A 25772-nucleotide genomic window follows, 5' to 3' on the forward strand; every position below is an offset into this window, starting at 1 on the left:
CAAATGTTCCTTCATCAAAGGTTTGATCAACATCATAGTTCTTCTCACCTTCTGGGACACCGTCCACAATTACACGCAAAGCATATGGTTTAATCGTTGGGCGGGTATCTGTCTTATCTAATTTATACGAATAAGTCAAAACGCCATTATTATACACTCCATTATTAACTCCAATGTAGCGTTTTCCATTATGTTCTCCTGGCATATCTTTACCAAAATGAAGATCAAATACTTTACGCAATGCTTGTTCATTAGCAAATTGGTCTGCTGGATATGATGCTATCTCCTGCTGCTCACCATCATAATCAACAACTACTCGATAGACACTTACAGTATCAGAAGTTGATGAACCAGATTGTTCATTATTAGAAATAGCTTGAGGATTAGTATCCACGGAAGAAGAATCCTCATTAGATTTCATATTACTATCTTCACTAGTTTCCTCTGAAGAATTTATACCATTAGTCTGGTCCTCTTCTAATTCATCTTTGTCTTCTTCAACAATATTGCTGCCAATCTCCTGTCCACTAGCAGTTTCGACACCATTTAAAAATAACACTGTTCCGACAGCAACTGATGTTAATCCAACACTTAATTTTTTTAATGTGTATCGCTTGTCTTTATTGATACGACGACTAAATTGTTCATTATTATTTTTTACCACCGTATATTCCCCCCATTTTTTTGATTCCTTAGCATAATTATTTATTAACCCTTTTCAACTGTCATTATATATCAAAAATACTATATTAGCAATTAAATATTAATGATTAAATTCTTATATTTATTGTACATAAAAAAGAGGGGTAACCCCCTCCTTTTTTAATTAAATTGAATTATTTTTTGAATTTTTTGATTCCTGCACCAGCTAAGATTGAAGATGCTCCAACAAGTCCTAGCGCCCATGCACCAGTAGCTGTGTCTGGTAGGCGTTCACCTTGTTTTTTCTCTTCTTTCTTCTCTTCTTGTTTAGCAGGTTGTGCTGCATTCAATTCTTTAGCTTTACCTAAAATAGCGTCAAGCTCATTAACAGTTGTTGCTTTCTTAAGTCCAGCAACTAACTGATCTTTTTGATCTTGTGTTAGATTTGGTAATTTTTGGATTTCAGCTTCACGTTTAGCACGTTCTTCAGCCACTAATTTATCCAATTCTTTTTGTGAGAATGCTGGACGAGTACCATCGTTTTGTGGTAATCCACCAGTTGGATCTTGAGTCGCTTCTTTATCAACTAAAGCACCTAGACGAGCTAGTTCTTCCATTGAAGTTGCAGCTAAGAATTTTTTACGTAATTCTTCTGTACGCTCTTTAGATAAACCAGCTTTTGAAAGACGATCTAATTCAGCTTTACGAGCTAATTCTAGACGCTCATTTGCTTTAGAACCTTGCTCTTTGTTCCCAGGTTTACCATTTGGAGCTTGACCTTTGTCTTTTTCCCCTGCTGCATCTATTGCATCGACATATGCATCAACTTTGTCTTCAAATTTTTGCAAGTCTTCAATATCTAAGTTTAGAACCTTAGATAATTCTGCTAATTCTTTTAAGAACTCTTCTTGTTTGTTTTTGTCTTCAACAACCGCTTTAATCTTGATTTCTAGAAGCTCTTTTTGTTCTTCTAATTCTTTAGCATCCACACTGTCTACAAATGCATCTACTTCATTTTCAATGACTTCTAGCGCCTCTAAATCAGTTGCATTCTTAACTTTAGCTTTGAATGATTCATTTTTATCATGATTCTTAACAACTGCATCAATTTTGATATTGAGTAATTCTTTAGCTTCAGCTAATTCTTCAGCATCTACACTGTCTACAAATGCATCTACTTCATTTTCGATGACTTCTAGCGCTTCTAAATCAGTTGCATTCTTAACTTTAGCTTTGAATTCTTTATTTTTATCAGAATTCTTAACAACTGCATCAATTTTTGTGTTGAGTAATTCTTTAGCATTTGCTAAGTTTTCTGATTTATCTGCTTCAGAATCAGTCGGGTTTACTGCTTTACTTTCTTTAAAGTTATCTGCTAATGCTTGAACGAGTTGCATACTTTTAGCATGTTGTATTTTTTCAATTAAGCTATTTGGTGCTCCCAATGGTAGTAAGTCACTAATAACTTCATCTTTTAATCTTTGCAATTCAGGAGCTTCAGCTGCTTGAGCTTGAAGTGCAGTATTTGCATCTGGTTTAATGCTTTCGCCAGCACCATTACCAGTTCCATCTTGTACAACTGTATTTGCTGGATTAGGCAATTTTCCATCTGGTCCAGGTGTATTAGCTGGATCTTGTGCATGTGCTACGTTACCTACTAATAATGAAGCTCCAACTGCGACTGATGCGACTCCAACACTTAATTTCTTCAATGAGAAGCGAGTGTTTTTTGTTGCGTCCTTACGCAACTGTTCTTGTTTGTTATTCTTTCCAACCATGTGAATCATCCTCCTATAAATTATCTTAACTCTTTAATGGTTTCTGACAGGCGTTAACCAACTTTCCCTGTTCATATACATAATACCACATTTCATAATGGATGCAAGGATTTTTCGGAAGAAATATGATGTTTTTATGAATATTACAACCTACTTACGATACTTCCCTTATGAATGCTTTAGTATCAAGGTTTTTTATCGTTTTTGTTATCTAACTGTAATATATTCGTCATATTTAGAAGAACAGGAATGTTTTATTAAAATCCGAACCAAGTAGTATAAGCTAACCAAAGTCCACTTGGTTCGAGTATGTGCTAGTTATTTTTTGAATTTTTTAATGCCAAAACCAGCTAGGATCGCAGTAGCCCCGATCAAGCCTAACACCCATGCGCCAGTTGCGGTGTCTGGCAAGCGTTCGCCTTGTTTTTTCTGTTGTTTTGGTGCTTGATCTTGGTTTAATTTCCGTGCAAAGTCGATGATTTCACCAATTTTTGCTGGTGTGTCAGCTTTGTCAATTCCAGCTAGAAGTTCGCCTTTTTGTTTATCTGATAGGTTAGCTAAGTTATTGATTTCTTTTTTCGCTTCATCCTTCGCTGCGGCCATTTTTAGTTCTTGTTCTTTTTTATCTTGTGCTGCTTTGTCGGCTGACTTGTCTGGTTGCTTCTGTTGGTCTGGCTTTTGCTCAGGTTTTTGTGGTTGAGCTTCTTTTCCTTTTTCTGGCTGTTTACTTGCATCTGGTTTTTTAGCTTCCGGTTTTTTATCTTCGGGCTTTTTAACTTCTGGTTTCTTTTCTTCGGGCTTTTTAGCTTCCGGCTTTTGGCCAGCGTCTGGTTTCTTCTCAGGAGCCGGTTTTTTGTCTGACTCTGGCTTTTTGTCTGTTTCAGGTTTCTTCTCTTCTGGTTTAGGTGCTTCTTCTGGTTTTTTCTCTGGTACTGGCTTAGTTTGAGCTTCCGGTTTTTCCTCGGTAGTAGCTTCCCCATTTTGTGCTTGGTTCGCTTGTTCTTCAGCACGTTTTTGTGCCTCAACTAAGACGTTATCCACTTCTTCAGCAGAAGCAGCTACTTCGATGCGCCCTTTTAACTCATTGGAATCATCGACATGTAAGTTCGTTTGGTCTATTTCAACTAACGCAGCGTCTTTTTTAGTGTTCAGTTCAGCTAGATCTATTGCTTCTGTCAAGATTTGGCTCACTGCTTCTTTATTATCTTCAGCCGCTTTGATTTTTTGAGCGAAGTCTTCTTTTATCGTGTCGCTAAGATTCAAGTCGTTAAGTTCTCTTACGGCTTCTGCGTAGTCATCATCTTCTTCAGTCTCTAACGTCACTTCATCTGGAATAGATTCAGTGGCTTGATCGGCTACTTTCGGTTCTTCAGTGGCTTCAGTCTCCGTAGATTCTGCGGCTTGCGTTGGTGCACTGTCTTCGGTTTCAGTTGGGGCAGTTGTTTCATCAGCTGGTTTTTCAACTTTAGCATCTAGTTCCTTAAATAATTTATCAACAGCTTCTTTTGTTTCTGCGTCTTCGATTGTTTTCAATGCTGTTTCGTTGTCAATATCTTTGGCTTTCAATGCTGCAATTTTAGCTGCTTTGTACAGTTTAAGATCTTTTATATCATCTGTATCCTCTGTAGCAATCTCTGGTTGTGTATAATTCGCAACTAATTTGTCGACAGCTTCTTTGCTCTCAGCACTATCAATCAGGCTATTTAGATGTTCATTTTCAATTTTTTTATCCGCTAAGTCTTTCTTAGCCACTTCTTTATACTCGCCTAAGGATTGGTCGGTTTGCGTAGTAGATGGTTCTTCTGCATTGACTGATATCGGTTGACCAAGTAGTAACGTTGCTCCGATTGCAATGGATGCTACACCGACTGTTAATTTTTTAAGTGAAAATCGTGTTTGTTTGTCTGCTTCTTGACGTAATTGTACGTGTTTATTGTTTTTTCCAACCATGGAAATCACCCTCCTGAATAGGCATAAATAGTTGAACGAGAAGTCTATTATTGCTCCTCTATCTACCACTATCATACCACGATTACCGTTAAATGCAATAGCAATTATGAATTTTATGTGAACATTTCAAGTATATTTCTATTATATTTCATTTGTGTTACATTTAATTTATTTTAACATATAATCCTCATTATTCGTTATTTATTTCTATCATTTTTCTTTATCTTCATAGATCTTTTGGTTTGTGCTATATCTATCCAGAGAACTGCATCACAAAAAGTTCAAATTGTAACTCGGGATCCACTTGCCCGGTCTTAATACGATATTCAGCTTGGATCAGTTGCTGATAAGCTTGCGCTAACAGTTCCCGATTGAAGCGTCGCTCGGTTTTCATAGCAAGCTTGACGCGGTAAGGATGTGCACTGATTTCTTTAGCAATCTCGGCTTGTTGGTAACCTTTTGCCCGCAAGATATGCACTTGAAGGAGCAAGCGGAACTGACTCAGCATAATAGCAAGAATCTTAAGCGGTTCTTCCTTCTGCAAGAGCAGATCGGCAAATACTTGAATGGCCTGATTGGCTTGCTTGGTCAGGACTAATTCATTAATCTCAAAGATATTGCTCTCCAATGTTCGCGTGACTAGTTCATCGACAGAGTGGCGCGTAATGTACTTATCTTCCATATGATAGAGATACAGCTTCTGAAGCTCTGACATAATCGTTGTTAGCTGATAATCTGTTCGTTCCATCAAGGCATTGAACGCGCCATCTTGAAATCGATAGCCTTGCGTTTGGACGGCTTCTTTTACATACCGAGCTAAGGCGTTCGTGTCCAGTGGCGACACATCAATCACTTCTGCTTGCTTAAGCAAGGTCTTGGTGATTTTTTTTCGCTTATCGAGCTTCTCATATGGAGCAAAGATAACCAATACTGAAAAATCAGCCGGTGCCTGCAAATAATTCACTAATGCCTCCAAGTTATGATCGGGATCTGACTTAGATGGCTTACCGGTTAGAAAAGTTGGATGCGTAACGAAGACCAGGCGCTGCTTCCCGAAGAACGGAATGGACTCTGCTTCTTGAACAGCTGCTTGCAGTTCATCTTCTTCCATATTAAATGTCGTAAAATTGAAGTCACTGCTCGTATCTCCATCCAACACAGCTGTAATAATAGTCTGCTTGAAGCGTTCAATGAGATAGTGTTCTGTTCCGGAGACTAAGTAGACAGGCTGCACTGTGCCTTGCCGTATCGTCGCTAATTGTTGCTGTAAGTTACTCATGGTCTCCTCCTTACTTATGTGTTGTGTTTCTACTATATATATGTGTAAATGATGTTGTTCATTAATCTCCCTGCATTATATCATACGCGAATCGGATTTCCGAATGTTTCTATTCATCCTTAACCGCGTAGAAACCAGCTAGTTGCTGATTGAGCCAATCATTGGAACTATACGTGTACCAGACGCCTCCTTGTTGATCCGTTCGGTAAATCTCGATATCATAGTCGGTGAGACGGTCTAGCACATCGGGATGAGGGTGGTTAAATTGATTATTCGCCCCAGCTGAGATAAGGCCGATAGTCGGTTGATACTGTTGTAAGAAGGCTTCGGAGCTAGAAGAAGGACTGCCATGATGGGCTACTTTTAATATATCAATAGGTAGATTCGGATAGTGAGCGATCATCGACTGCTCAGCGGCTTGCTCAATGTCTCCCGTCAACAACCACTTTTTGCCGCCCATCTCGCCATAGAGAACGAGCGAATTTTCATTATCAGAGTCAAACTGTTCAATCGGCTGAAGCAAGGCTAATGACAGCTTCCCATGTCTAACTTCCTGCGGTGCTTCCAGGATAGTATGCGGAATCTCTTTACCTTGCATGAGTGATCGGTAGGTTTCATCACGAAATGTATGAATGGTTCCAGCTATCTCTCTTACATCAAAATGGTCGGCTAATTCACGTACTTCCCCCATGTGATCCAGATCAGGGTGCGTTATATATAGCCGTTCAAGATAAGTAATTCCCATTGCACTAAGCGTCGGCACTAAGGTATCTTTGCCAATTGTATAGGTTTGCTGGCGCTCACGCCATGCTTCTGGCTGTTGCCACGGAATTTTACCACCCGTATCCACCATAATCCCAGCCGAACTGAACGGTTGCTTGATGACTAATGAGTCGCCTTGTCCGACATCAATCATCATCACTTGACCTAATGGACCGTACCGTACTGAGAATAGAGAAATCAAGCTAAGCATAGAACTAACGACCATTAACCGCTTAGATACGTGTTTTTTCTCTAAGCCCATAAACAAACCGATCAGACCGATCACGAGCCCTATCATACTGAGCAGGGGCAAGCGACCAATAATCACCCGCGCAAACGGCAACTGACTAACCGCCGACAAAAAGTGTTCCGTTAACGTTAATAATTGGCTTAGAATAGCCCCTGTGAAGATATGTGGCACAATAATGGAGACAGCAAAATTAATCACCACGGCCGGGAATAAAATCACCGAAAAGAACGGCACAAAGAGTGTATTTAATACGATAGAAATGAACGGAAATTCAAAATAATGATACGTAATAACCGGCAAGCTTAACAAACTCACTAAAAAACTGAGCATAAAGGGTTGTACATATTGAGGTAAACGTTGTAGATGCCGATTATGAGCTAGCACGATTAACATCCCACTCAACAGATAACTGAGCTGAAAACCAATTGAAAAAATACTAAATGGTCGCCAAAGCAAGAGTAAGATGAGTGCTAGCGACCAATTATCAAGTGGATAACTGCGCTTATTCATAGAGGTCAGAATAAAATAAATCGCTGATTGCACTACCGCCCGAAAAATGCTCACGCCCATCCCAGCCATGATGCCGTATAGCGGTAAGATAGCTAGTAGTAATTTAGCCGTTGTTTCCTTGGTAATATGCAGACGAAGCAGTACATACGAGACCGCTGTAATTAATAGTTGAATATGTAACCCCGAAATACTAATTAAATGAATCATCCCCGTTGCTCGGTAAGATTCAATACTCTCACTTGGCAAGGCGTGTTTCTTAGCAAAAAGCAACGTCTGCGTATAACTCGCTGCCTTCTCATTCATGATGCGGTCAATACAATCAAATAAGCTCTGGCGCCAGCGATCGATTCGAACAGCAAGCGGTGGCTTAACTCGTCTACTTGGCACTAGCTCTACCACTTCAAAAGTATAATAGATCCCTTGCCATGCTAAATATTGGCGGTAATTAAATTGGTGCCGATTCCGATGCTCAGCCGGCCGTTCCAAGTGGCCTTCTAACAAAAATGTGCGCTTAAACGTCTGCTGCTGGAAGGCTTCTTTTTCGGCCAATGTCTTCAGTTGATACCGGCCTATGACGGACTCGCCTGTCACCCGGTCAACGGCTTCAAATCGCATCCGATCGCCATCAATTTGTACAGTGGTGGGCTTAATAAACATCTCCCGTTGTATCGTCTCTTCCGCTAAATTCTCAACTTGACTCACTGGCCAGATGTCACTTTCTTGTGGCATGAAGTAGATACGCACACTAATTAGCACGGCAATAATAGCCACTCCAACGATAACGATCCGATCTCCCAAGATAACTATGCGCACGATCCAGTACATTAGCAATAGAACAGCAACCAAATGAAAGTTCGTCAACCAGGCGATCACCATCAATAGCGCCATTATCCCCACATAAATTCCCTTCTGACTCACCGGATGACCTCCCTTCTGCTTTTATTTGACTTTAATACTGTCCTTCAAGGTTTCAAAGCTTTTCTCTCCAATTCCTGAGACATTCATCAAGTCTTCCGACGTATCAAACAGCCCATTCTCCTCACGGTATTGAATAATCTGTTGGGCCTTCGCTTGACCGATTCCACTGAGCGTCATTAATTCTTGCTCCGATGCCGTATTGATATTGATCACTGTTGCTCCTGATGCCTCACCTGCTCCAGTAGTCGTATTTTCAGGTAGTCCTGAATCATCATCCTCATGCGGGACATAAATCACCATCTGATCTTCGACTTTTTGCGCAAAGTTAATCGCTAATTCATTGGCTTCATCCGTCAATCCCTCTGCCATCGCAATCGCGTCCTTCACCCGACCGTCTGTAGGCAATTCATACACACCTGGCGCATGAACTTCTCCTTTCACATCGACCATAAACAACTCTGGTTCTGACGACTTCGACTCAACACGTTCCACTTCCTCCTCCGTGGCTACTTCCATCTGAGCAGCCAGTAAATCATCTAACGAATTCTCCTCTTCCACTTCAGCAGAATTACCCATCATTAGCCATATCACGCTGCCTAATGCCAACACCAACCCACCAATTACCAATAGTTGCCAATGCACCTTCAACTTCTCCCATAATTGTTCCACAATAATTCCTCCTCATTGGGCTTTAACTTATAAATACACAACTTATCCCAAAGTTGGTCTGCTGAATTAATTAATCAATGAACGATTAAGGAATTTTTAAGCCATATACGGTATACTGACTATAAACTAAGAAGAAAGGATCGATAGTCATGGACCGTGCGTTGCGTCATTTTTATAAAAAGTCATATGAAGAAAAATTGGAGGCTCTTGAATTGTCAGGTTTGCTTGATCCAAAGGAATGTGACCAGCTCCGTAATCAAATGTTAGACTTACCTCACGAGATGGGCTCTCATATGATCGAAAATTTCATCACCAACTATAGCTTGCCGATGGGATTAGGGTTTCATTTCCTCATTGACGATCAAGAATATACCGTTCCCATGGCCATCGAAGAACCATCAGTCATTGCTGCCGCTAGCTTCGGGGCTAAAATTATTGGACAAAGTGGTGGGTTCAAAACAGGAGATGACACCCGCCTCATGATTGGACAAGTTGCCGTAGAGAATGTGCCTCATATGTCCGAAGCTGTCCAAGCTGTTGAAAAAGCGGCGGATAAAATAGTTAGATTAGCTAACGATGCCTATCCTTCTATTGTGAAGCGAGGCGGTGGTGCACGCCGTATTGAAGTACGCACCGTTCAAGCTAATGCTGACCGTACGCATGACGGGGCTGAGTTTTTAGTTGTCTATCTGTATGTCGATACTTGTGAAGCTATGGGGGCCAATATGATGAATACCATGTTAGAAGGCATTGCCCCGATGATTCAAGAGCTGACACGGGGGAATCTCTTAATGAGTATTCTCTCCAATTACGCCACTGAAGCACTTGTCCATGTCACTTGTGCCATTGAACCAAAATATTTGAAAACAAAAGGCTGGTCTGGCCAAAAAGTCCGCGACCGTATCGTCAGTGCATGGCAATTCGCTTCAGCTGATCCTTATCGAGCAGTCACTCACAACAAGGGTGTCATGAATGGAATCGATGCCGTCACAATCGCAACCGGTAATGATTGGCGAGCTGCTTCTGCTGCTATTCATGCCTATGCTGCTCACTCCGGTCAGTACCAACCACTCACCCGGTGGCATGTCGCTGACTCCGGCGAATTGATCGGTCAGATTACCATTCCCCTCGCTCTCGCAACAGTCGGCGGTTCAATTGGTTTCCATCCCACCGCACAACTCGCGCACCAAATTCTGGGCCAACCAAATGCACAAGAATTGGCTCATATTGTTGCGGCAGTCGGCTTAGCTCAAAATTTCGCTGCCCTCAGAGCGTTAGTTACAGAAGGCATCCAAGAAGGCCACATGTCTCTGCAAGCTCGCTCACTCGCCATCAGTGCCGGTGCAACCGGAGACCACATCCAATACGTCGCCGACCAGCTCGCTCAAGCCCCTAAGATGAACCTTGACACCGCTAAACAAATCTTGAGCGATCTAAAGCAATAACAAATAAGCAGTTGCACCATACTTCTATATAGTGCAACTGCTTATTTTATGCTATTTATACAATCTAGTCCTCTACATTTTTGATAATAACTGCTAAGCCCATGCCGCCGCCGATACAGAGACTAGCTAAGCCGTAAGTTAGGTTGCGGCGCTTCAATTCATAGAGCAACGTGACCAGAATACGATTCCCACTCGCGCCAATTGGGTGGCCCAGTGCAATCGCACCACCATTGACATTAATGCGGTCACTCAATGCTTCTACTGACTCATCACTCTCAGCAGCCAGTTCATTCATGACTGCCAGTGATTGTGCCGCAAATGCTTCATTCAGTTCGAATAAATCAATATCAGCTAGCGTCAAGTTGGCCGCTTCAAGTGCTTTCTTAATCGCTGGTACTGGTCCTATTCCCATTACGCTCGGATCAACGCCTCCTTGCCCAATTGCTATTACTTCAGCCATAATCGGCAGCTGCTGTGCTTCTGCCAATTGTCCACTTGCTAGAATAATGGCACTTGCCCCATCATTTAGCCCTGATGCATTCCCCGCTGTAACTGTTCCATCCTTCTTGAATGCTGGACGTAAACCGCTCATCTTCTCCAAAGTTGTCGTCCGGTTAATATATTCATCTTCGGCCACTTCTTCTATGCCAGCACGTGTTTCGATGACTACTGGCACAATCTCATCTGTAAATTTTCCACTATCTTGGGCAATGATTGCTTTTTCTTGAGAGCGAATGGCGAACTGGTCTTGTGCCTCTCGCGAAATCCCAAATTCTCTCGCCACATTCTCAGCTGTAATCCCCATATGATAGCCTTCGAAAGCATCGGTTAATCCATCATACAGCATCGAGTCGGTAAAACTCATATGCCCCATCTTATGGCCTGAACGAATATGACCATCCACTAAAAACGGTGCGTTCGACATCGATTCAGTCCCACCTGTCACAACTGCTTGCGCTAGACCAGACTGAATCAGACTCATCCCATTAGCAACCGCCTTCAAGCCACTCCCACAGACCATATTCAGACTATAAGCTGGTACCTCGATTGACAAGCCCGCTCCGATTGCAGCTTGACGGGCAACCCCTTGACCTAAGCCAGTTGACAAAACATTCCCTAAGATTACTTCTGTCACATCAGTCGATTGAACCTGAGCTTGTTCTAAGGCGCCACGAATGGCCTGACTTGCTAGTTTCACTGCACTCACTGACTTCAATGACCCTAAGAAAGATCCAATAGGTGTTCGCTTCGCCCCAACAATATATACTTTCTTCATCATTGACCCCCTACTTCACTTGCGTATATTGACGAATATGGTTGGAGACACCACTTAAGACCACTTCACCCGACTGAGCAACAAAATCCGATAACTCGACTTCACCAGATTCATCCAAATCACTCGCTAGTAATGCTTCATATTCAGCAATTGACAAAGCACGACGCGTATCAAGTAATGCCTCATGTTCCGCGTGGTGTAAATACTCTCGGTAGCCTGCCTGCACTGTTCCCGTGAAGAATTCGCCAACTGCTCCAGATCCATAACTGAATAAACCCAATCGAGCACCCGCTGGCAACTCATCTCCCTGTTCTAAGAGTGACAACAAGCTCAAGTACAAGCTCCCCGTGTAAATATTTCCGATCCGTTTATTATATAAGCGACTCGCCTCATAATAACGCTGCAATCGTTCAATATCTTCCGCCGGTTCGCTTTGAGCCAACTGCTTAATGGCTTTACTTCCCATTTTCGTGTACGGCGTGTGGAATAAAAATGTCTCAAAATCGCTTAGCTGACGCCCGTGTACGTCTTTATATGTCTCCCAAACATCCGTTAATGTCGATAAGTAAGCTTGATTCGAAAACTTACCGTCCACTTTCGCATACTTAGCATAGAGTGGACGCCAGAAGTCCGCAATATCTTGGGTTAAGCTCACTGCATCGGCTTCAAGGGTCAATACACGCGGATTCGCTGAGATGACCATAGCCACTGCACCCGCTCCTTGTGTCGGCTCACCCCCTGTCTCTAAACCATACTTCGCAATATCTGTTCCCACTACGAGGACTTTAGACTCCGGATGAAGCGCAATATGACCTAGCGCCAGTTGTAAACTTGCTGTTGCACTGTAACACGCTTGCTTCAATTCTACAGCACGGGCATGCGGTTGAATCCCAGTTAGTTGATGTACCCAGACCGCCACCGATTTCGAATGATCCACTCCAGATTCAGTTCCAACTAACACCATATCGATCTGCTGACGATCATCCTCATCTAAAATACCTAAAGCTGCATTGGCCGCCATCGTCACTGCATCCTGACTTAGCGGTGCAACTGCCATCTGCTCTTGTCCGAGACCAATCGTATATTTGTTAGGATCAATACCACGTGCTTCTGCTAATTTCTCCATATCTACATAAATGCGTGGTGTATAAAATCCAATCTTATCAATTCCGATATTCATAATAAACTCCTCCACCAGTTAGTTACTCATATTATAGCGTAACCACTTCGCAAAAGGTTTAAAAAGAGTTTAAGAATACAACTGAAAATAAAGAAACGTCTAGAATAGAGTAAAAACACCTCACCTATGTTGTGGGTGAGATGCTTTCTTCCTATTACAAGGCACGGCCTTTTAAGTCATGCAAGTGGTTTAATTTACGTTTAGCAACTTCTTGTTCTAAATCAGCAATTAACTCTTTACAAATATAAGGATTGTTGAAGTTCTCTGTTCCTACTGCTACCGCATCGGCTCCAACTGAAATATAGTCCAGTACATCATCTACCGTTGCGATACCACCCATTGCAATTAAGGGAATATCCGGTAAGGCTTGACGCACTTCATAGGCCATATTGAGCGCAATCGGCTTAATAGCACGTCCGCTGACCCCTCCTATTTTATTCCCTAGTTCAGGTCGACCATTCTTATCTAACTGCAATCCAACAAAGGTATTGATCATCGTAATCCCGTCTGCCACATCACTCACAGACCGTGCCATCTCCACAATACTGGTCACATTCGGCGATAATTTCACATAGACCGGCACAGCTGAGACTTCCTTCACCGCACTTGTTAAACGACGAGCGCTCTCCGGATTCGTTCCGAAGACCATGCCACCTTCTTTTACATTGGGACAAGAAATATTTAGCTCCAAGGCCTGTACATTCGGTGCTTGTGAGATGCGCTTAGCTGTTTCAACATAATCAGCAATTTCCGACCCAGCAACATTCGCAATAATGGGCACATCGAACTGCTCTAAAAATGGCAACTCGTCCGCTAAAATATGATCCAATCCTGGATTCTTCAGCCCGACAGAGTTCAACAAGCCTTCTGTCACTCGGACAACACGTGGATTAGGATTTCCAACACGTGGTTCAAGTGTGGCAGCCTTGACAATAATCGCTCCTAACTCTGATAAGTCAAATAACTTCGCAAATCGCTTCCCATATTGAAAACAGCCCGATGCTGGCATAATGGGATTCTTCAAGTCTAACCCCGGTAAACTCACCTTCAACGTCTCACTCATCTTACTCATCCGTCCCTTCTAATTGATAAACAATTTCTCCGTCAACCATCGTCAGCACCACATCAGCGCTCACTTCTCGCCCATGGAATGGCGTATTTCGTCCTTTTGAATAAAAGGTTTCCTTATCAATCACATATGATCGATGTGTATCAACGACGGCAATATCAGCTGGCGCTCCTTCAACAATTCGGCCTGATGCCAGCCCGAAAATATCAGCCGGTTTTTCCGTTAACCAAGACACTAACTGTTCAAAGGTAAACTCACCTTTTTCCACAAAAGCTGTGTACAGTAGCTGAAAGGCATATTCACTTCCCACAATTCCAAACGGTGCTTCCTCTATGGCCCGCGCCTTCTCAGCTTCCGTATGCGGAGCATGATCGGTGGCAATACAATCCAGCGTCCCGTCCAAGAGTCCCGCAATCAATGCTTGGCGATCTTCAGCTGCTCGCAATGGCGGATTCATCTTGAAATTCGGGTCTGCCTCAACTAGAGCCGTATCATCCAATAATAAATGATGCGGCGATACTTCCGCCGTAACCCGGATGCCAGCTCGCTTCGCATCCCGGATTACGCGAACACTCTCTTTAGCACTGACATGGCACACATGATAATGACACCCTGCATGCTCCGCCAACAAGACATCCCGCGCAATTTGCGTTGATTCCGTCAGCGACAGTAGCCCCGGCACTCCTAAGCGTTCACTCGCCTCTCCCGCATGAATCGCACCACCACGTATTAACGAATTCTCTTCCGTATGGGCTACTATCGCCTTCCCGACCGCCGCTGCCTGCAGCATCGCTCGGTGCATCGTATCAGCATCCTGCACCCCAACACCGTCATCGGTAAAGGCTAGCACCCCTCGCTCAGCCAGCGCCGCAAAATCCACCAATTCATTCCCAGCTAATCCTTGCGTAATTGACGCATATGGCAATACCCGCACCGCCCCGCGCGCCGCGATCTCACGAAAACGATCCAACTTTGCGACTGAATCTAATACCGGATTCGTATTTGGCATTGGGCAAACCGTCGTGAACCCGCCGCGCGCCGCCGCTTGTGTCCCTGTTTCGATAGTCTCTTTCGCTTCAAAACCCGGCTCGCGCAAATGAACATGAATATCAACAAACCCCGGACAAATATGCTGCCCCTGACAATCAATCACGCGCACCGCTTCTAGCTCACCGGCACTTGCGTTCGCATCCGCTTCACTCAGTCCCGGCGCTATCCGCTTAATCACACCATCTTGCACGAAGATATCCACCGCTTGGAAGCTCCCATCCGTGTATACTTGTCCATTCTTCAGAAGTACTGCCACCCTAAATCCTCTCACTTTCTTTTATCGCTTAGTTATCTGCCGACTATTACGCTAATCGATCAGCCAAGACATCCTCTAGAATACTCATTCGTGTATATACACCATTTGTCATTTGTTCAAAAATAACGGACTTCGGTGCTTCGATTAACTCCCCTAAGATCTCAACCCCGCGATTGACCGGCGCTGGGTGCATCACAATAGCATCTGGCTTCAAGCGATCATAACGTGCCTGATTCATCCCATACTCACTATTGTAGGTGACTTGCGTAATCTTAGTCGCCACATCATGCCGCTCATGCTGCACACGCAAGAGCATCACGACATCGACTTGATCAATCACTTCATCCAAATCAACATACTCAATGTCCAATGCCCCGTCTTGGAACGTTTTTGGCGCAGAAAAAAACACATTAGCTCCCAAACGAGTTAATGCGTCGCAATTACTTTTAGCGACACGAGAATGCTTAATATCACCGCAAATCACGATGTTCAAACCTTCGAACGTGCCGAATTTTTCATAAATTGTCATAATATCTAACAAAGACTGAGTAGGGTGAGAGCCACTGCCGTCACCACCATTAATAATAGGAATGTTTAAACCTTCAAGCTCTTCATAATACGCTTCTTGCGGATGACGAATCACTAATGCATCGCACCCGATTGCCTCAAGCGTCTTGCACGTATCATACAAGCTCTCGCCCTTTTGCACCGAACTAGTCGATACTTCGAACGGAATACGTTCCATGCCGAGTCGTGCTTCTGCAACCTCAAAGCTCAATTTCGTACGAGTTGAATTCTCAAAAAACAAATTAGCCACGAATAATTGCTCACTGAATGGTTCATACTCCCCATTCTTAATCGCAACTGCTCGCTTCACAATACGTAACATATCGTCTGTTGATAACTGCTGCATTGATAACAAATTGTCCATCATAACAACCCCTCTTCTAAAATTGGGCAAAAAAAATTACCGAAATGCTAACGATCTGTTCGCACTCGGCCCCTTAAATGACATTATTTTATTCAGCCTGATACTTTATGCGAACATTTAAATAAATTGACGCTTTATTGATCCGTAAATCCCGAATATTCCTGGTTTTTCTATCGGTCTCATTCAGTATTTTTTTACCATTCACTATATTAGAGCGTTTCACCCTAAATGTCAAGAGATTTTGCCAAATTTTTTTAATATTTTTGAGCGCAATCAAAAAGCCGAACACAAATACATTCGGCTCCTGACAGCTCTTAAAATGAAATAATATTCAACGCGGCAAGTAATCGCGTGATTCCATAAATAATCGGCAACGACAATAGTGTCCGGAAAAGAAACAGCTTCACAATATCTAAAAAGTTATAGCCGATCTCGGTCTTAATAAAAATCATCCCCGTCTCTGACATAAAGACCAATTGCGTAAAGGCTAAAACACTGATGAAAAAGCGCGCTGCTTCTGATTCCACTCCTGTTACGAATAAAGCTGGCAAATACATATCAGCAAATCCAGCTAGCGAAGCAGGTGCCATCGCTTGGGCCGCCTCTGTCCCAAATCCTAAAAATTGGTAAATATAAATAAACGGATAACTAATCACATCAAACACCGGCGTATTCTCCGCAATGACCAGAGAAATCGTCCCTACTACCATAATAATTGGCAAAAAACCCACATAGATATTAACGACATCAACACATGCTTCTTTGAACGCGTCCCATACCTCCACATCAGCAGCTTGTTCTACAGCAGATTCATACGCCTGCTGGAACGTAGAGCCATCTTGAGAGCGACGTTCTTTTTTCGGTTCTTTTCCCTTATAGTACTCATCCGGATATTTTTTTAGCGGTAGTCGCGCAATCACAAATGCAATCATTAAGGTTGTCAGTAAGATGGACATGTAATAAATCGGAAAAATATGACCCAATTGTAATTCATTAGCCACTGCTGCAGCAAAGGCAATCCCTACAATCGAAAAGCTCGATGCAATAATATAAGCCTCTCGCTTCGTATAATAACCTCTTTTATATTGATTATCTGTAACCACAATCCCGATCGTCCCATCGCCAACAAATGAAGCCAAGGCATTGACGACCGATGAACCCGGAATTTTGAATAACTTTTTCATCACATCTCCTGACAATGTTCCAATGAATTCCACCATCCCAAAATGCGTTAACAACGGCAAGGTCAGAATCGCAATAAAGAACGTAATGTAGAGAATAGTCAATAAACCGTCTTCTCCCGCCATCACTCCACCAGTATCCTCGTGCAGAATCAGCTCTCCAATCGCGGTCCCGCTGAACCAATTATTCAGCACCATTAAGTAAATAAACGCACCCGAAAGTCTCAACCCCACATTTACCGGAGTTGTCTTGAATACATCGTTCAACGGCTCGTACTCACTCTCATAGAACAAGAAGATAATCGTCCCAATCAGCACAATTCCCATACAAAATTGTGTAAATAAGATAAAGGGATCGACCCAGTTCTCCGTAATCAATGTAGTTATATGCGATAATAATATTTGGCTTTCACCATTAATCGTCATCGGCACTAAGAAAAAAATTGCCCCCAACAATGACAAGCCGATAAATTTCAATTTGTTTGATTTGTTTGACATATTGTCCTCCATAGTTTCTTTAAGTCCACGTACTTTCGTAATCCTCTAAAAAATACCACAAACAAATCAATCATTGCAACAAATGGCCCATTTTTTCCCAATTATTTCACTCTTTTTTAATGAAAACGTGTCGGGCATGCTACCCCACACGTTTTTTTCAATCTAAGATGCTATTTTTAATACAAATCACGGAATTGTTCAATTAACTGTTTTTGTTCAGCAGTAATATTTTCGGCTTCTTCAGCGACCGTAAGCAACGTATCTAAGTCACATAATGTATGAAGAGGGACTTGCTGAGCAGAGAAGGCTGCTCGCGCTCGGTCCATCCCATAGGTAAAAATAGCGACCACTTCCACCACTTCTGCACCGGCTACTTGCAATGCATCCACCACTTCCAAAGAAGAGCCACCTGTTGAGATCAAATCCTCAATCACTACCACACGTTTCCCAGCAACTTGGGCCCCTTCGATTTGATTTTGTTTACCATGTGACTTTTTACTACCGCGGACATAACTCATCGGCGTATCTAACTTTTGACTAATAAACGCTGCATGCGGAATTCCCGCCGTTGAAGTACCCGCAATCACATCAATATCACTTAATTCAGAGGATAAATACTGACAAAACGCCTCTACGATTTGTTTTCTCACAGCTGGCTGACCAATAATTTTACGATTATCACAGTATATAGGGGATTTGATCCCACTCGACCAAGTAAAAGGTTGATCTGGTCGCAGTTCAACGGCTTCAATAGTTAGTAAATGCTGAGCAATCTCTTTGGATGTTATCTTATTCATCTTGTCCCTCCCAATTGGCTTTTATTTGCTGATAGGCTTGTACGGGATCGTCAGCTAGTGTAATCGGTCGTCCTACCACAATATAATCAGACTCTAACTGACGGGCTCGATTCGGAGTCACTACACGCGATTGATCATCCGCTTGGGCATCACTCAGTCGAATACCGGGAGTCACCGTCAAGAACTCCTCTCCACAAACCGTATGAACGGCTTGACTCTCTAGAGGTGAACACACTACGCCATCAATACCTGATTGTTGCGCTAACTGAGCATAATGGATAATATTCTCTTCTAATGACAGTTGACTTTTTGTCTCTTGGATAAACTGTTCTTCACTCAATGAAGTCAGCTGTGTCACTGCCAGCACCGTCCCACTAGGATGAACAGACTTATAGGCCTCCACCGCTGCTTGCATCATTTTAGACCCGCCTTGTGCATGAACATTCACCATATCCACACCAAGCTCTGCCAATCCACGCATCGTTCGTTCAACGGTATTCGGAATATCATGAAGCTTTAAATCTAAAAAGATCTGATGGCCTCGCTCCTGAATCGTCCGAATCACGTGCGGACCATTCAACAAATAACTTTCCATCCCAATTTTGACGTATAATGACTCATCGAATAAATCTAAAAAATCTAGCGTCTCTTCAAAGCTACTAAAATCTAGGGCAATAATTGGTCGTGTCATAAGCGCCTCCTTTAATTTCCTTTATTAGTTTAGTCAGTGTTCAGTTAGATGTCAAGTAATTTTCTCAAAAGCTATCAAAATTCTTCAACTAGAGAATATTCGACATAGCAAAACCTAGCCATTGTCATATCGATCAATGGCTAGGCCGTGTTTAATTGTTATTAGAATTTCATGTAGTTTTCTGGGTTAGTGTGTTTACCATTTTTGTGAATTTCGAAGTGTAAGTGAACACCTGTTGATGCCCCAGTTGTACCTTGTGTACCGATACGTTCACCCGCAGCAACTTTTTGGCCGACTGATGCTTTCCAGCCTGGTGCTAAGTGAGCGTAACGTGTCATTAGACCATCACCGTGATCAATATCTACATAGTTCCCGTAACCCCAGTTGTAGCCTGAGTTTGAAGCCGTTACTGTTCCTGCTTTAGCTGCAACAACAGGCGAGTTTGTTCCTGATGAAATATCAACACCCATGTGGAAATCACGACGAGATGGATTCAGTGGGTAACTTCTCCATCCATAACGAGAGGTCACCACCCCAGCAGTTGGACGAACCCAACCTTGAGCATTTGTCTGTGTTTCTTGAGCTGTACTTGGTTTGGCAGCTGGTTTTGGTGTTTCCACTTGTTGTTCAGGTTTTGCTGCTTCTTTAGCTGGTGTGACAATGTTTTGTCCGACTTGTAAGTTACCTGCATCTAATCCTTTATTGGATTCTACAATTTGAGTTACAGTTGAGTTTGTCTTGCTAGCAATACCACTTAATGAGTCACCTGGTTGAACTGTGTATGTTTTACCTGATTTAGCATTAGATTGTTGGTTCGCTTCTTGTTTTGCTTGTGGCTGTGGTTTTTCAGCTGGTTTAACTTTATTTTCAGTTTCTTTTGGTTCAATAACTTCTTCTTTAGCTGGTTTTGCTGGTTTTTGTTTAGATTCAGCTGGTTTATTGGCACCTTTTTCTTCTTTTGCTGGTGCTTCTTGTTTTCGTTGTGCGTGTTTAGCTGAACGTAATTGAGCTGATCCTTGTGCTTGTTTTTCAGCTGCTTTTTCGACAGCTTTTTCAATGGCTGATTCAGTTGATGGTGATACTTGACCGCTTGTTTGAACGTCGAAACGAGTTAAGTTGTAACGTTTAATTAATTCATTTAATTTCAAGTGATAGTTCGGGTCAATTGCATAACGACCAGTTAACCATTTAGTTGCTTCTTCATATGTCGCAGCATTCTCTCTCCATGCGCCACTGTAGAAGTTCTTGTCCCAGCTCACACCATTACGGATAAGTTCAGCGTAGTCTTTCAATGAAGCAACGATATTTTCGTACGTACGGTATTCAACACCTTGCTCGTTAGATCCGGCAGTAATTCCCATCACATTGTTGTTAGGTGCTTGAGCTGTTGCACTTGTTCCCCAACCTGATTGTAGGGCCGCTTGTGCCATCATAACAGATGCATAAATGTTGTACTCATCAGCATAACGTTGAACTTCAGCGCTGATTAAGTTAATGAATTCTTCTGGTGAAAGAACAACACCTTTTGCTAATTTTTTCTCAATTTTTGCTTCTACACGGGCTTCAACAACTTTTTGAGCCTGCGCTTTAGCCTGTTGACGAGATGGTGTGTTTACTTCTGGTGCTTTAACAGCTGGTTGTGCTACTTTGTTCACTAATTGTGCTGGTTTAGAAATTTTAGCGGGTTGTGTTACTTTTTCGTCTTCTTTGATAATCGCTTTTTCTTCTTTTGGTGCTTGTTTTTCTTCTTTAGCTGGAACAACTTTTTCTTCTTGTTTGTCAGCTTCTTTTGTTTCTTCCGTTTTTTCTTCTGTTGATTCAGTCTTCTCTTCTAAAGCTACTTCTTTTGGTTCAGCAACTGCTTCTTCGGCTTCTTTAACAGATGCTTCTGCTTTTTCGTCCTCTTCGACAACAGTTTCTTCTTCAGATTTTTCTTCTGCTTTTTCGCCGTTCTCCTCAGCTTCACGTTGAGCTTTTTCTTCAGCAGCTTGACGTGCGTGTTCTTTTGCTGCTTCTTCTTGGAGACGGATGCGGTAAGCGACAACTTCTGGATCTTCGTCATCTGCTTTTTCTTCGTCTTTTGCTTCCGTTTGGTCTTCTGTTTCTTCAACTACTTCTTCTTTTGTTTCTTCTGTCTCTTCAGCTGTTTCGTCTTCAACAGCCTCTTCTTCAGTAGTTTCTTCTTTAACAACTTCTTCAGCTACTTTTTCTTCTTGTTTTTCTTCTGTTTTGTCTTCAGCTTGAACAGGTTGAGCGACAGGCTGTTCAGCGACCGTTTCTTCTTTTGTTTCTACTTCTTCTGAGGTTGTTTCTGCTGTTTCAACTTCAGCTGTTTCTTGTGCTAAGTAGTTAATAAATGATGTGAATACGTTGTCTAACTCTGATTCAGATAGTGCTTGAACGTCAAGTTGTGCCACAAGATCTGATCCACCCGCTTGTTCAATCAAGCCAACAAGTTGAGCTTTTACTTCAGATAACTTCTGAGATGCATCCTCTTCTTCTCGAGCAGCAACATATTCATTATGTAATGCTTGTGCTTGCCCCTGTGTTACTTCTTGTGCATGAACATCTTGTGAGAAACTAGTTGTTGCAACTGTTCCGGCTAAAAGACCAGCTGATAATGCTAATTTTAGTTTTGAACTTCTGTTCTTTGATTTCATAGTTAGATAAATTCCTTCCTGGATTTGGGTTATCGCTCAATTCCCATTCATTATATCGAGTTTAATCGTAAAAGAGAACCCCTTTTTGCCAATTGTTATATCTGTAACAGAAACGTAATGTTATTAACGGTTCAGTATTATTTAAATACATTGGTCAACACACCCTAAACCCTTGTCATTGAGCTATTTATCAAGCTATACATTTTTAGTAATATCTGAAAGAGTTTTTTTCTACTTGTTGCATAACTTAAATTGTAATACTTTTCTTTTTATTTTTCAGCCATATTTTGTTTTAAGTTATTTCATTCTATATAAAAAAGCACCCGCTAAAGGATGCTTCATAATAGAGATTGCTTACTTTTTAGTTGATTCCAAGCTCGAAATTAAATGTTTCCTCGAAGATGCCATACATCCCCAGTACTTCTTCTGTTCGTGCTTTGGATGCTTCTAGACGATCCAGATAATGTTCGGCAAAGCGCGGGTTTTCTAAGAAATCTTCAATCGGCAGTACATGGTAATCATAGATTGGGCCACCTTCACGATACACCCAAGTTGGCTCGAATTCTACATTACTCAACGTCATCTTATCTTCATTTACTTCAATATCAAGATGCAAGATCACCCCGTCTTCAGTAGACGCCATCTCTGCTCCTAATGTCTCGATTCGTTGATTGGAGAGAAAGTTCCCTAATGAATAAATCACAAAGGCTTTATTCTCACCATGTTCTACAACTTCAGCCGGCTGAATCACATGCGGATGACCACCGATTACTAAGTCAACACCATTTTCAACTAGCAATTCGGTATATTGGCGTTGGAAGTCATTGGGCTCAGTCTGATACTCCGTTCCCCAGTGCATATTAGCTACGATGAAATCTACGCCTTGCTTTTTCGCTTCCTCAATATCTTCTAAAATGAGCTCTTCATCGATAAAGTTAGCATGTTGTAACAATAACTCACGGTCTTCTACCGGATCCACAATACCGTTGAACATTTCCGCATAGGTCAAGAAAGCAATCGTGATATCTTCTACCTCGCGATAATGCACTCTAGACTCCGGCGTATCCGCATACGTTCCAATCGGGTCAATTCCGTCCGTTGATGCGACTAATTCAGTTGTACGAATCAATCCTTCAACTTGTCCATCAAAAGAGTGATTATTCGTTGTATTTAACAGGTCAAAACCAGTCTCTACAATGGCGTCCAAAAAAGCATCCGGCGTATTAAAGAGCGGATAACCTTCATAGCCGCGTTCCCCTCCTGAAAAAGTCGTTTCTAAATTAGCGAACGCTACATCAGATGGTTTAATATGAGGCGCTACATATTCAAGCATCGGTGAATAATCATATGTCCCCTCTTCTGGATTGTGCGCTGTATCGTTCAAGCCAATATGCATTAATAAATCACCAACAAAGCTTAGCCGAATAGTATACGGCTCAACTGTGACTTCATTCTCTGCCACTTCATCCTCTAAGTGAACTGATTCTGTCGCTGTTTCTTCTGATACTTCTTTATCGATCGCCACTTTGCCCAATTGCCACGGTTGCCAGCTAAATAAGGTCCAGGCTACCGCCCCTAAGACTAATAAAGCCACTATAATAGCCCACCACGGAGAACGCTTGGATCGCCTCGCACGTCTGGATTGCTTCATATCTTTCATCGTCACATTCCTTTCATATTTTAGACTTATTTTCTCCATTATCACCTATTCTCCGCTAAAAAGCAAGGTGTCTTCTTTTTCCAAAAAAAGGATAATTTCCCGATATAGATGCAATTTCTAATAGTCAATAAGTAGATCTTGGTGTATCATAGAAGAGAGAAAGGATGTTGAGAGTGAAACGACATAATAAAGCCTATTTTTACTTAGAATTGAAGAGTCATGACTTAATGATGCCTCATCGTCATGAATCCCGTCGCATACGCGTCTTACTCCCACGAGATTATGCATCATCCGACCAATCTTATCCAGTGGTCTATATGCATGATGGCCAGAATGTGTTCCATAGTAGTGAAGCTTTTTCCGGTCATTCATGGAAAACCATTCATGCGCTCAAGAAAAATCCGGATTTACCTCCAATGATAGTGGTTGGTATCGACAACGGTGAAGAAGATCGGATGCATGAATATTCTCCTTGGAAATTTAAACAAACACAATTGCCACCGGGTATGGTACTTGGCGGACATGGAGCCGAATTTGCCGCTTTTGTAATGGAAGTGGTCAAACCATTTATTGATACCACCTACCGAACGAAGAAAGACCGTGCCCATACAGCCATGATAGGAAGCTCTTTAGGCGCAAATATTACACAATTTATGGGAATAGCTTATCAGAACCAAATTGGTCAATTGGGTGTGTTCTCTAGTGCTAACTGGTTAACTCGCGATGACTTTGATCGCTATATTTCACGTAACCGCATTGAACAGTCGCAGCGAATCTTCATCCAAGTAGGAACCCATGAAGGGGATGCCACAGATCGTAAATTAATGTACGGCAATATGCGACAAGCCTATATTGATGAAAGCCTACTCTATTATCAGCAGTTACTTCGTGCTGGTGTATCCTTAGAAGATATTCAATTCGTCATCGCAGCAGACGGCATTCATAGTGAGAATGAATGGTCCAAGCACCTGCCGAATTGCTTACGCTTCTTAAGTGAGATGTGGTAATTTCTCGTAGCCAACATATTTAATCACTTCTTTTTTTAAATGATCTACCTTTTAACCATTTTCAGATTGTTTTCACAAAACAAATGTGTTATTCTAATATTAATTTAATAATGAAAAGGTGTTAAACATGAACGTCTTACTCACATCCCCCTACTTTCCGGCTCACTTAGAAAAAGTAGCCAAAGCATTGAAAAATCATGGAGTGAACGTCCTCGGTGTAGGCGATATGCCTTACGATGAATTGACTGATACTCTTAAAGGGCAACTCACTGAATATTTCAAAGTAAATAACTTAGAAGATACCGCTGAAGTCACGCGAGCAGTAGCATTCTTAATTTATAAACATGGACCGATCGATCGGATTGAATCTAATAATGAACATTGGCTCGTCTTAGATGCCACCCTCCGCGAACAATTTAATGTCCCCGGTGTGAAACCAGCTGATCTCACAAAGACTATGTATAAGTCCAAGATGAAAAAATTATTCAAAAAAGCGGGTGTCCCTGTCGTCCCGGGTGAACTGGTGACTGATTTACAATCACTCGATAAAACAATAAAAACACTGGGCGGTTTGCCCCTAATTGCAAAGCCGGATCATGGTGTTGGCACGAGTGCAACGTATAAGTTAGAACATTTAGACGACGTAGCTCAATTCAAACGTGAATGGAAACAAGAGGTGCCTTATTTCCTCGAACCTTTTGTTTCTGATGCGGAGTTATGCACCTATGATGGATTGATTGGGCGGGATAATCAGATTATTTATGAGACGACTTTTTATTACAATACACCGACGTTAGATCATATACAAGGTGAGGCTGATTATGCTTATACCGTTGAGAGTGAAATGGATAGTCAGTTGCGTCAATACGGACGGGCGATTATTAAAGCATTCGGGATGAGCGAGCGATTCTTTCATATTGAATTATTCCGGAAGTCTGATGGTGAATATGTTGCTTTGGAGTATAATAATCGCTCAGCCGGCGGGCACTCCATCGACTTATACAATTATGCGATTAGCGCCGATTTATACGATATTTACGCTAAAATTGTTACAGGACAGCTCACCGATATTCCGACATTCACTGGACGCTATGCAGCCAGTATTTCTCGGCGTGATCATGTTCAGTATGTCCACTCAGATGAGGACATTCGAGCTCGATATGGTGAAGCGATTACTATGCATGAACGTTTACCAGATATTTTTTCCGATATCATGGGAGATGAAGTGTATGTGATACTCAGCGATAGTCGCACTGAAGCAGATGAAATGACGGCTTTTATCCATAAACGCGTAGAACATAAGGAGGCATAAA

The 25772-nt window shown here is 42.2% G+C and carries 19 protein-coding genes; 3 read left to right on the forward strand and 16 right to left on the reverse strand.

Features of this window, described 5'->3' with window-relative positions:
* The 6 genes from HMPREF9703_RS07720 to HMPREF9703_RS07745 all read right to left on the reverse strand — a co-directional run.
* Positions 1-664: YSIRK-type signal peptide-containing protein (locus tag HMPREF9703_RS07720; RefSeq protein ID WP_004636860.1), on the reverse strand; the 664-nt coding region annotated here is incomplete at its 3' end.
* A 172-nt stretch (positions 665-836) separates the two neighbouring features.
* Positions 837-2420, reverse strand: coding sequence for a YSIRK-type signal peptide-containing protein (locus tag HMPREF9703_RS07725; RefSeq protein ID WP_004636861.1), 1584 nt, complete (start codon positions 2418-2420; stop codon positions 837-839).
* A gap of 318 nt (positions 2421-2738) precedes the next feature.
* On the reverse strand, positions 2739-4370 hold the full coding sequence (locus HMPREF9703_RS07730; RefSeq protein ID WP_004636862.1) for a YSIRK-type signal peptide-containing protein: 1632 nt from the start codon (positions 4368-4370) through the stop codon (positions 2739-2741).
* Positions 4371-4623: 253 nt separating this feature from the next.
* On the reverse strand, positions 4624-5649 hold the full coding sequence (holA, locus tag HMPREF9703_RS07735) for a DNA polymerase III subunit delta (RefSeq protein WP_004636863.1): 1026 nt from the start codon (positions 5647-5649) through the stop codon (positions 4624-4626).
* Positions 5650-5758: 109 nt separating this feature from the next.
* Positions 5759-8089 carry a DNA internalization-related competence protein ComEC/Rec2 gene (locus HMPREF9703_RS07740; RefSeq protein ID WP_004636864.1) on the reverse strand — a complete coding sequence of 777 codons (2331 nt, stop codon included), beginning with the start codon at positions 8087-8089 and terminating at the stop codon, positions 5759-5761.
* Between the two features lie 21 nt (positions 8090-8110).
* Positions 8111-8758 carry a helix-hairpin-helix domain-containing protein gene (locus tag HMPREF9703_RS07745; RefSeq protein ID WP_004636865.1) on the reverse strand — a complete coding sequence of 216 codons (648 nt, stop codon included), beginning with the start codon at positions 8756-8758 and terminating at the stop codon, positions 8111-8113.
* A 149-nt stretch (positions 8759-8907) separates the two neighbouring features.
* Between HMPREF9703_RS07745 and HMPREF9703_RS07750 the strand changes: the two genes are divergently transcribed.
* Positions 8908-10203, forward strand: a complete 1296-nt coding sequence (locus HMPREF9703_RS07750; protein ID WP_004636866.1) for a hydroxymethylglutaryl-CoA reductase, degradative — start codon at positions 8908-8910, stop codon at positions 10201-10203.
* A 64-nt stretch (positions 10204-10267) separates the two neighbouring features.
* Here HMPREF9703_RS07750 and HMPREF9703_RS07755 read toward each other — a convergent pair whose 3' ends face one another.
* From HMPREF9703_RS07755 to HMPREF9703_RS07805, 10 genes are all read right to left on the reverse strand, one after another.
* On the reverse strand, positions 10268-11479 hold the full coding sequence (locus HMPREF9703_RS07755; RefSeq protein ID WP_004636867.1) for an acetyl-CoA C-acetyltransferase: 1212 nt from the start codon (positions 11477-11479) through the stop codon (positions 10268-10270).
* 10 nt (positions 11480-11489) lie between these two features.
* Positions 11490-12659 carry a hydroxymethylglutaryl-CoA synthase gene (locus HMPREF9703_RS07760; RefSeq protein ID WP_004636868.1) on the reverse strand — a complete coding sequence of 390 codons (1170 nt, stop codon included), beginning with the start codon at positions 12657-12659 and terminating at the stop codon, positions 11490-11492.
* A gap of 154 nt (positions 12660-12813) precedes the next feature.
* Positions 12814-13731 carry a dihydroorotate dehydrogenase gene (locus tag HMPREF9703_RS07765; RefSeq protein WP_004636870.1) on the reverse strand — a complete coding sequence of 306 codons (918 nt, stop codon included), beginning with the start codon at positions 13729-13731 and terminating at the stop codon, positions 12814-12816.
* Positions 13724-15034, reverse strand: a complete 1311-nt coding sequence (gene pyrC, locus HMPREF9703_RS07770) for a dihydroorotase (RefSeq protein ID WP_004636871.1) — start codon at positions 15032-15034, stop codon at positions 13724-13726. Before pyrC ends, HMPREF9703_RS07765 begins: the two co-directional genes overlap by 8 nt.
* A 46-nt stretch (positions 15035-15080) precedes the next feature.
* Entirely contained in the window at positions 15081-15965 is an 885-nt protein-coding gene (locus tag HMPREF9703_RS07775; protein WP_004636873.1) for an aspartate carbamoyltransferase catalytic subunit, read from the reverse strand.
* 314 nt (positions 15966-16279) lie between these two features.
* Positions 16280-17644, reverse strand: a complete 1365-nt coding sequence (locus tag HMPREF9703_RS07785) for a YjiH family protein (RefSeq protein ID WP_004636875.1) — start codon at positions 17642-17644, stop codon at positions 16280-16282.
* Between the two features lie 176 nt (positions 17645-17820).
* Positions 17821-18441: an orotate phosphoribosyltransferase gene (pyrE, locus tag HMPREF9703_RS07790; protein WP_004636876.1), complete on the reverse strand. Its 621-nt coding sequence runs from the start codon at positions 18439-18441 to the stop codon at positions 17821-17823.
* A complete protein-coding gene (gene pyrF / locus HMPREF9703_RS07795) occupies positions 18434-19132 on the reverse strand; it encodes an orotidine-5'-phosphate decarboxylase (protein ID WP_004636878.1) in 699 nt (232 codons plus the stop codon). Before pyrF ends, pyrE begins: the two co-directional genes overlap by 8 nt.
* Before the next feature lie 161 nt (positions 19133-19293).
* Entirely contained in the window at positions 19294-21792 is a 2499-nt protein-coding gene (locus tag HMPREF9703_RS07800) for a peptidoglycan DD-metalloendopeptidase family protein (protein ID WP_004636879.1), read from the reverse strand.
* A 361-nt stretch (positions 21793-22153) separates the two neighbouring features.
* Complete coding sequence (locus HMPREF9703_RS07805; RefSeq protein WP_004636882.1) at positions 22154-23452, reverse strand: CapA family protein; 1299 nt, start codon at positions 23450-23452, stop codon at positions 22154-22156.
* Between the two features lie 164 nt (positions 23453-23616).
* Between HMPREF9703_RS07805 and HMPREF9703_RS07810 the strand changes: the two genes are divergently transcribed.
* Both HMPREF9703_RS07810 and HMPREF9703_RS07815 read left to right on the forward strand, forming a co-directional pair.
* The gene (locus tag HMPREF9703_RS07810) at positions 23617-24459 is read left to right on the forward strand and encodes an alpha/beta hydrolase (RefSeq protein WP_040377049.1); all 843 of its coding nucleotides are present in this window, start codon (positions 23617-23619) and stop codon (positions 24457-24459) included.
* Positions 24460-24586: 127 nt separating this feature from the next.
* Positions 24587-25771 (forward strand): ATP-grasp domain-containing protein, encoded by a 1185-nt coding sequence (locus HMPREF9703_RS07815; RefSeq protein ID WP_004636886.1) that lies wholly within the window; start codon positions 24587-24589, stop codon positions 25769-25771.
* Position 25772: the final 1 nt, after the last annotated feature.

Origin of the sequence: Dolosigranulum pigrum ATCC 51524, assembly GCF_000245815.1 — a bacterium.
Lineage (GTDB): Bacteria > Bacillota > Bacilli > Lactobacillales > Carnobacteriaceae_A > Dolosigranulum > Dolosigranulum pigrum.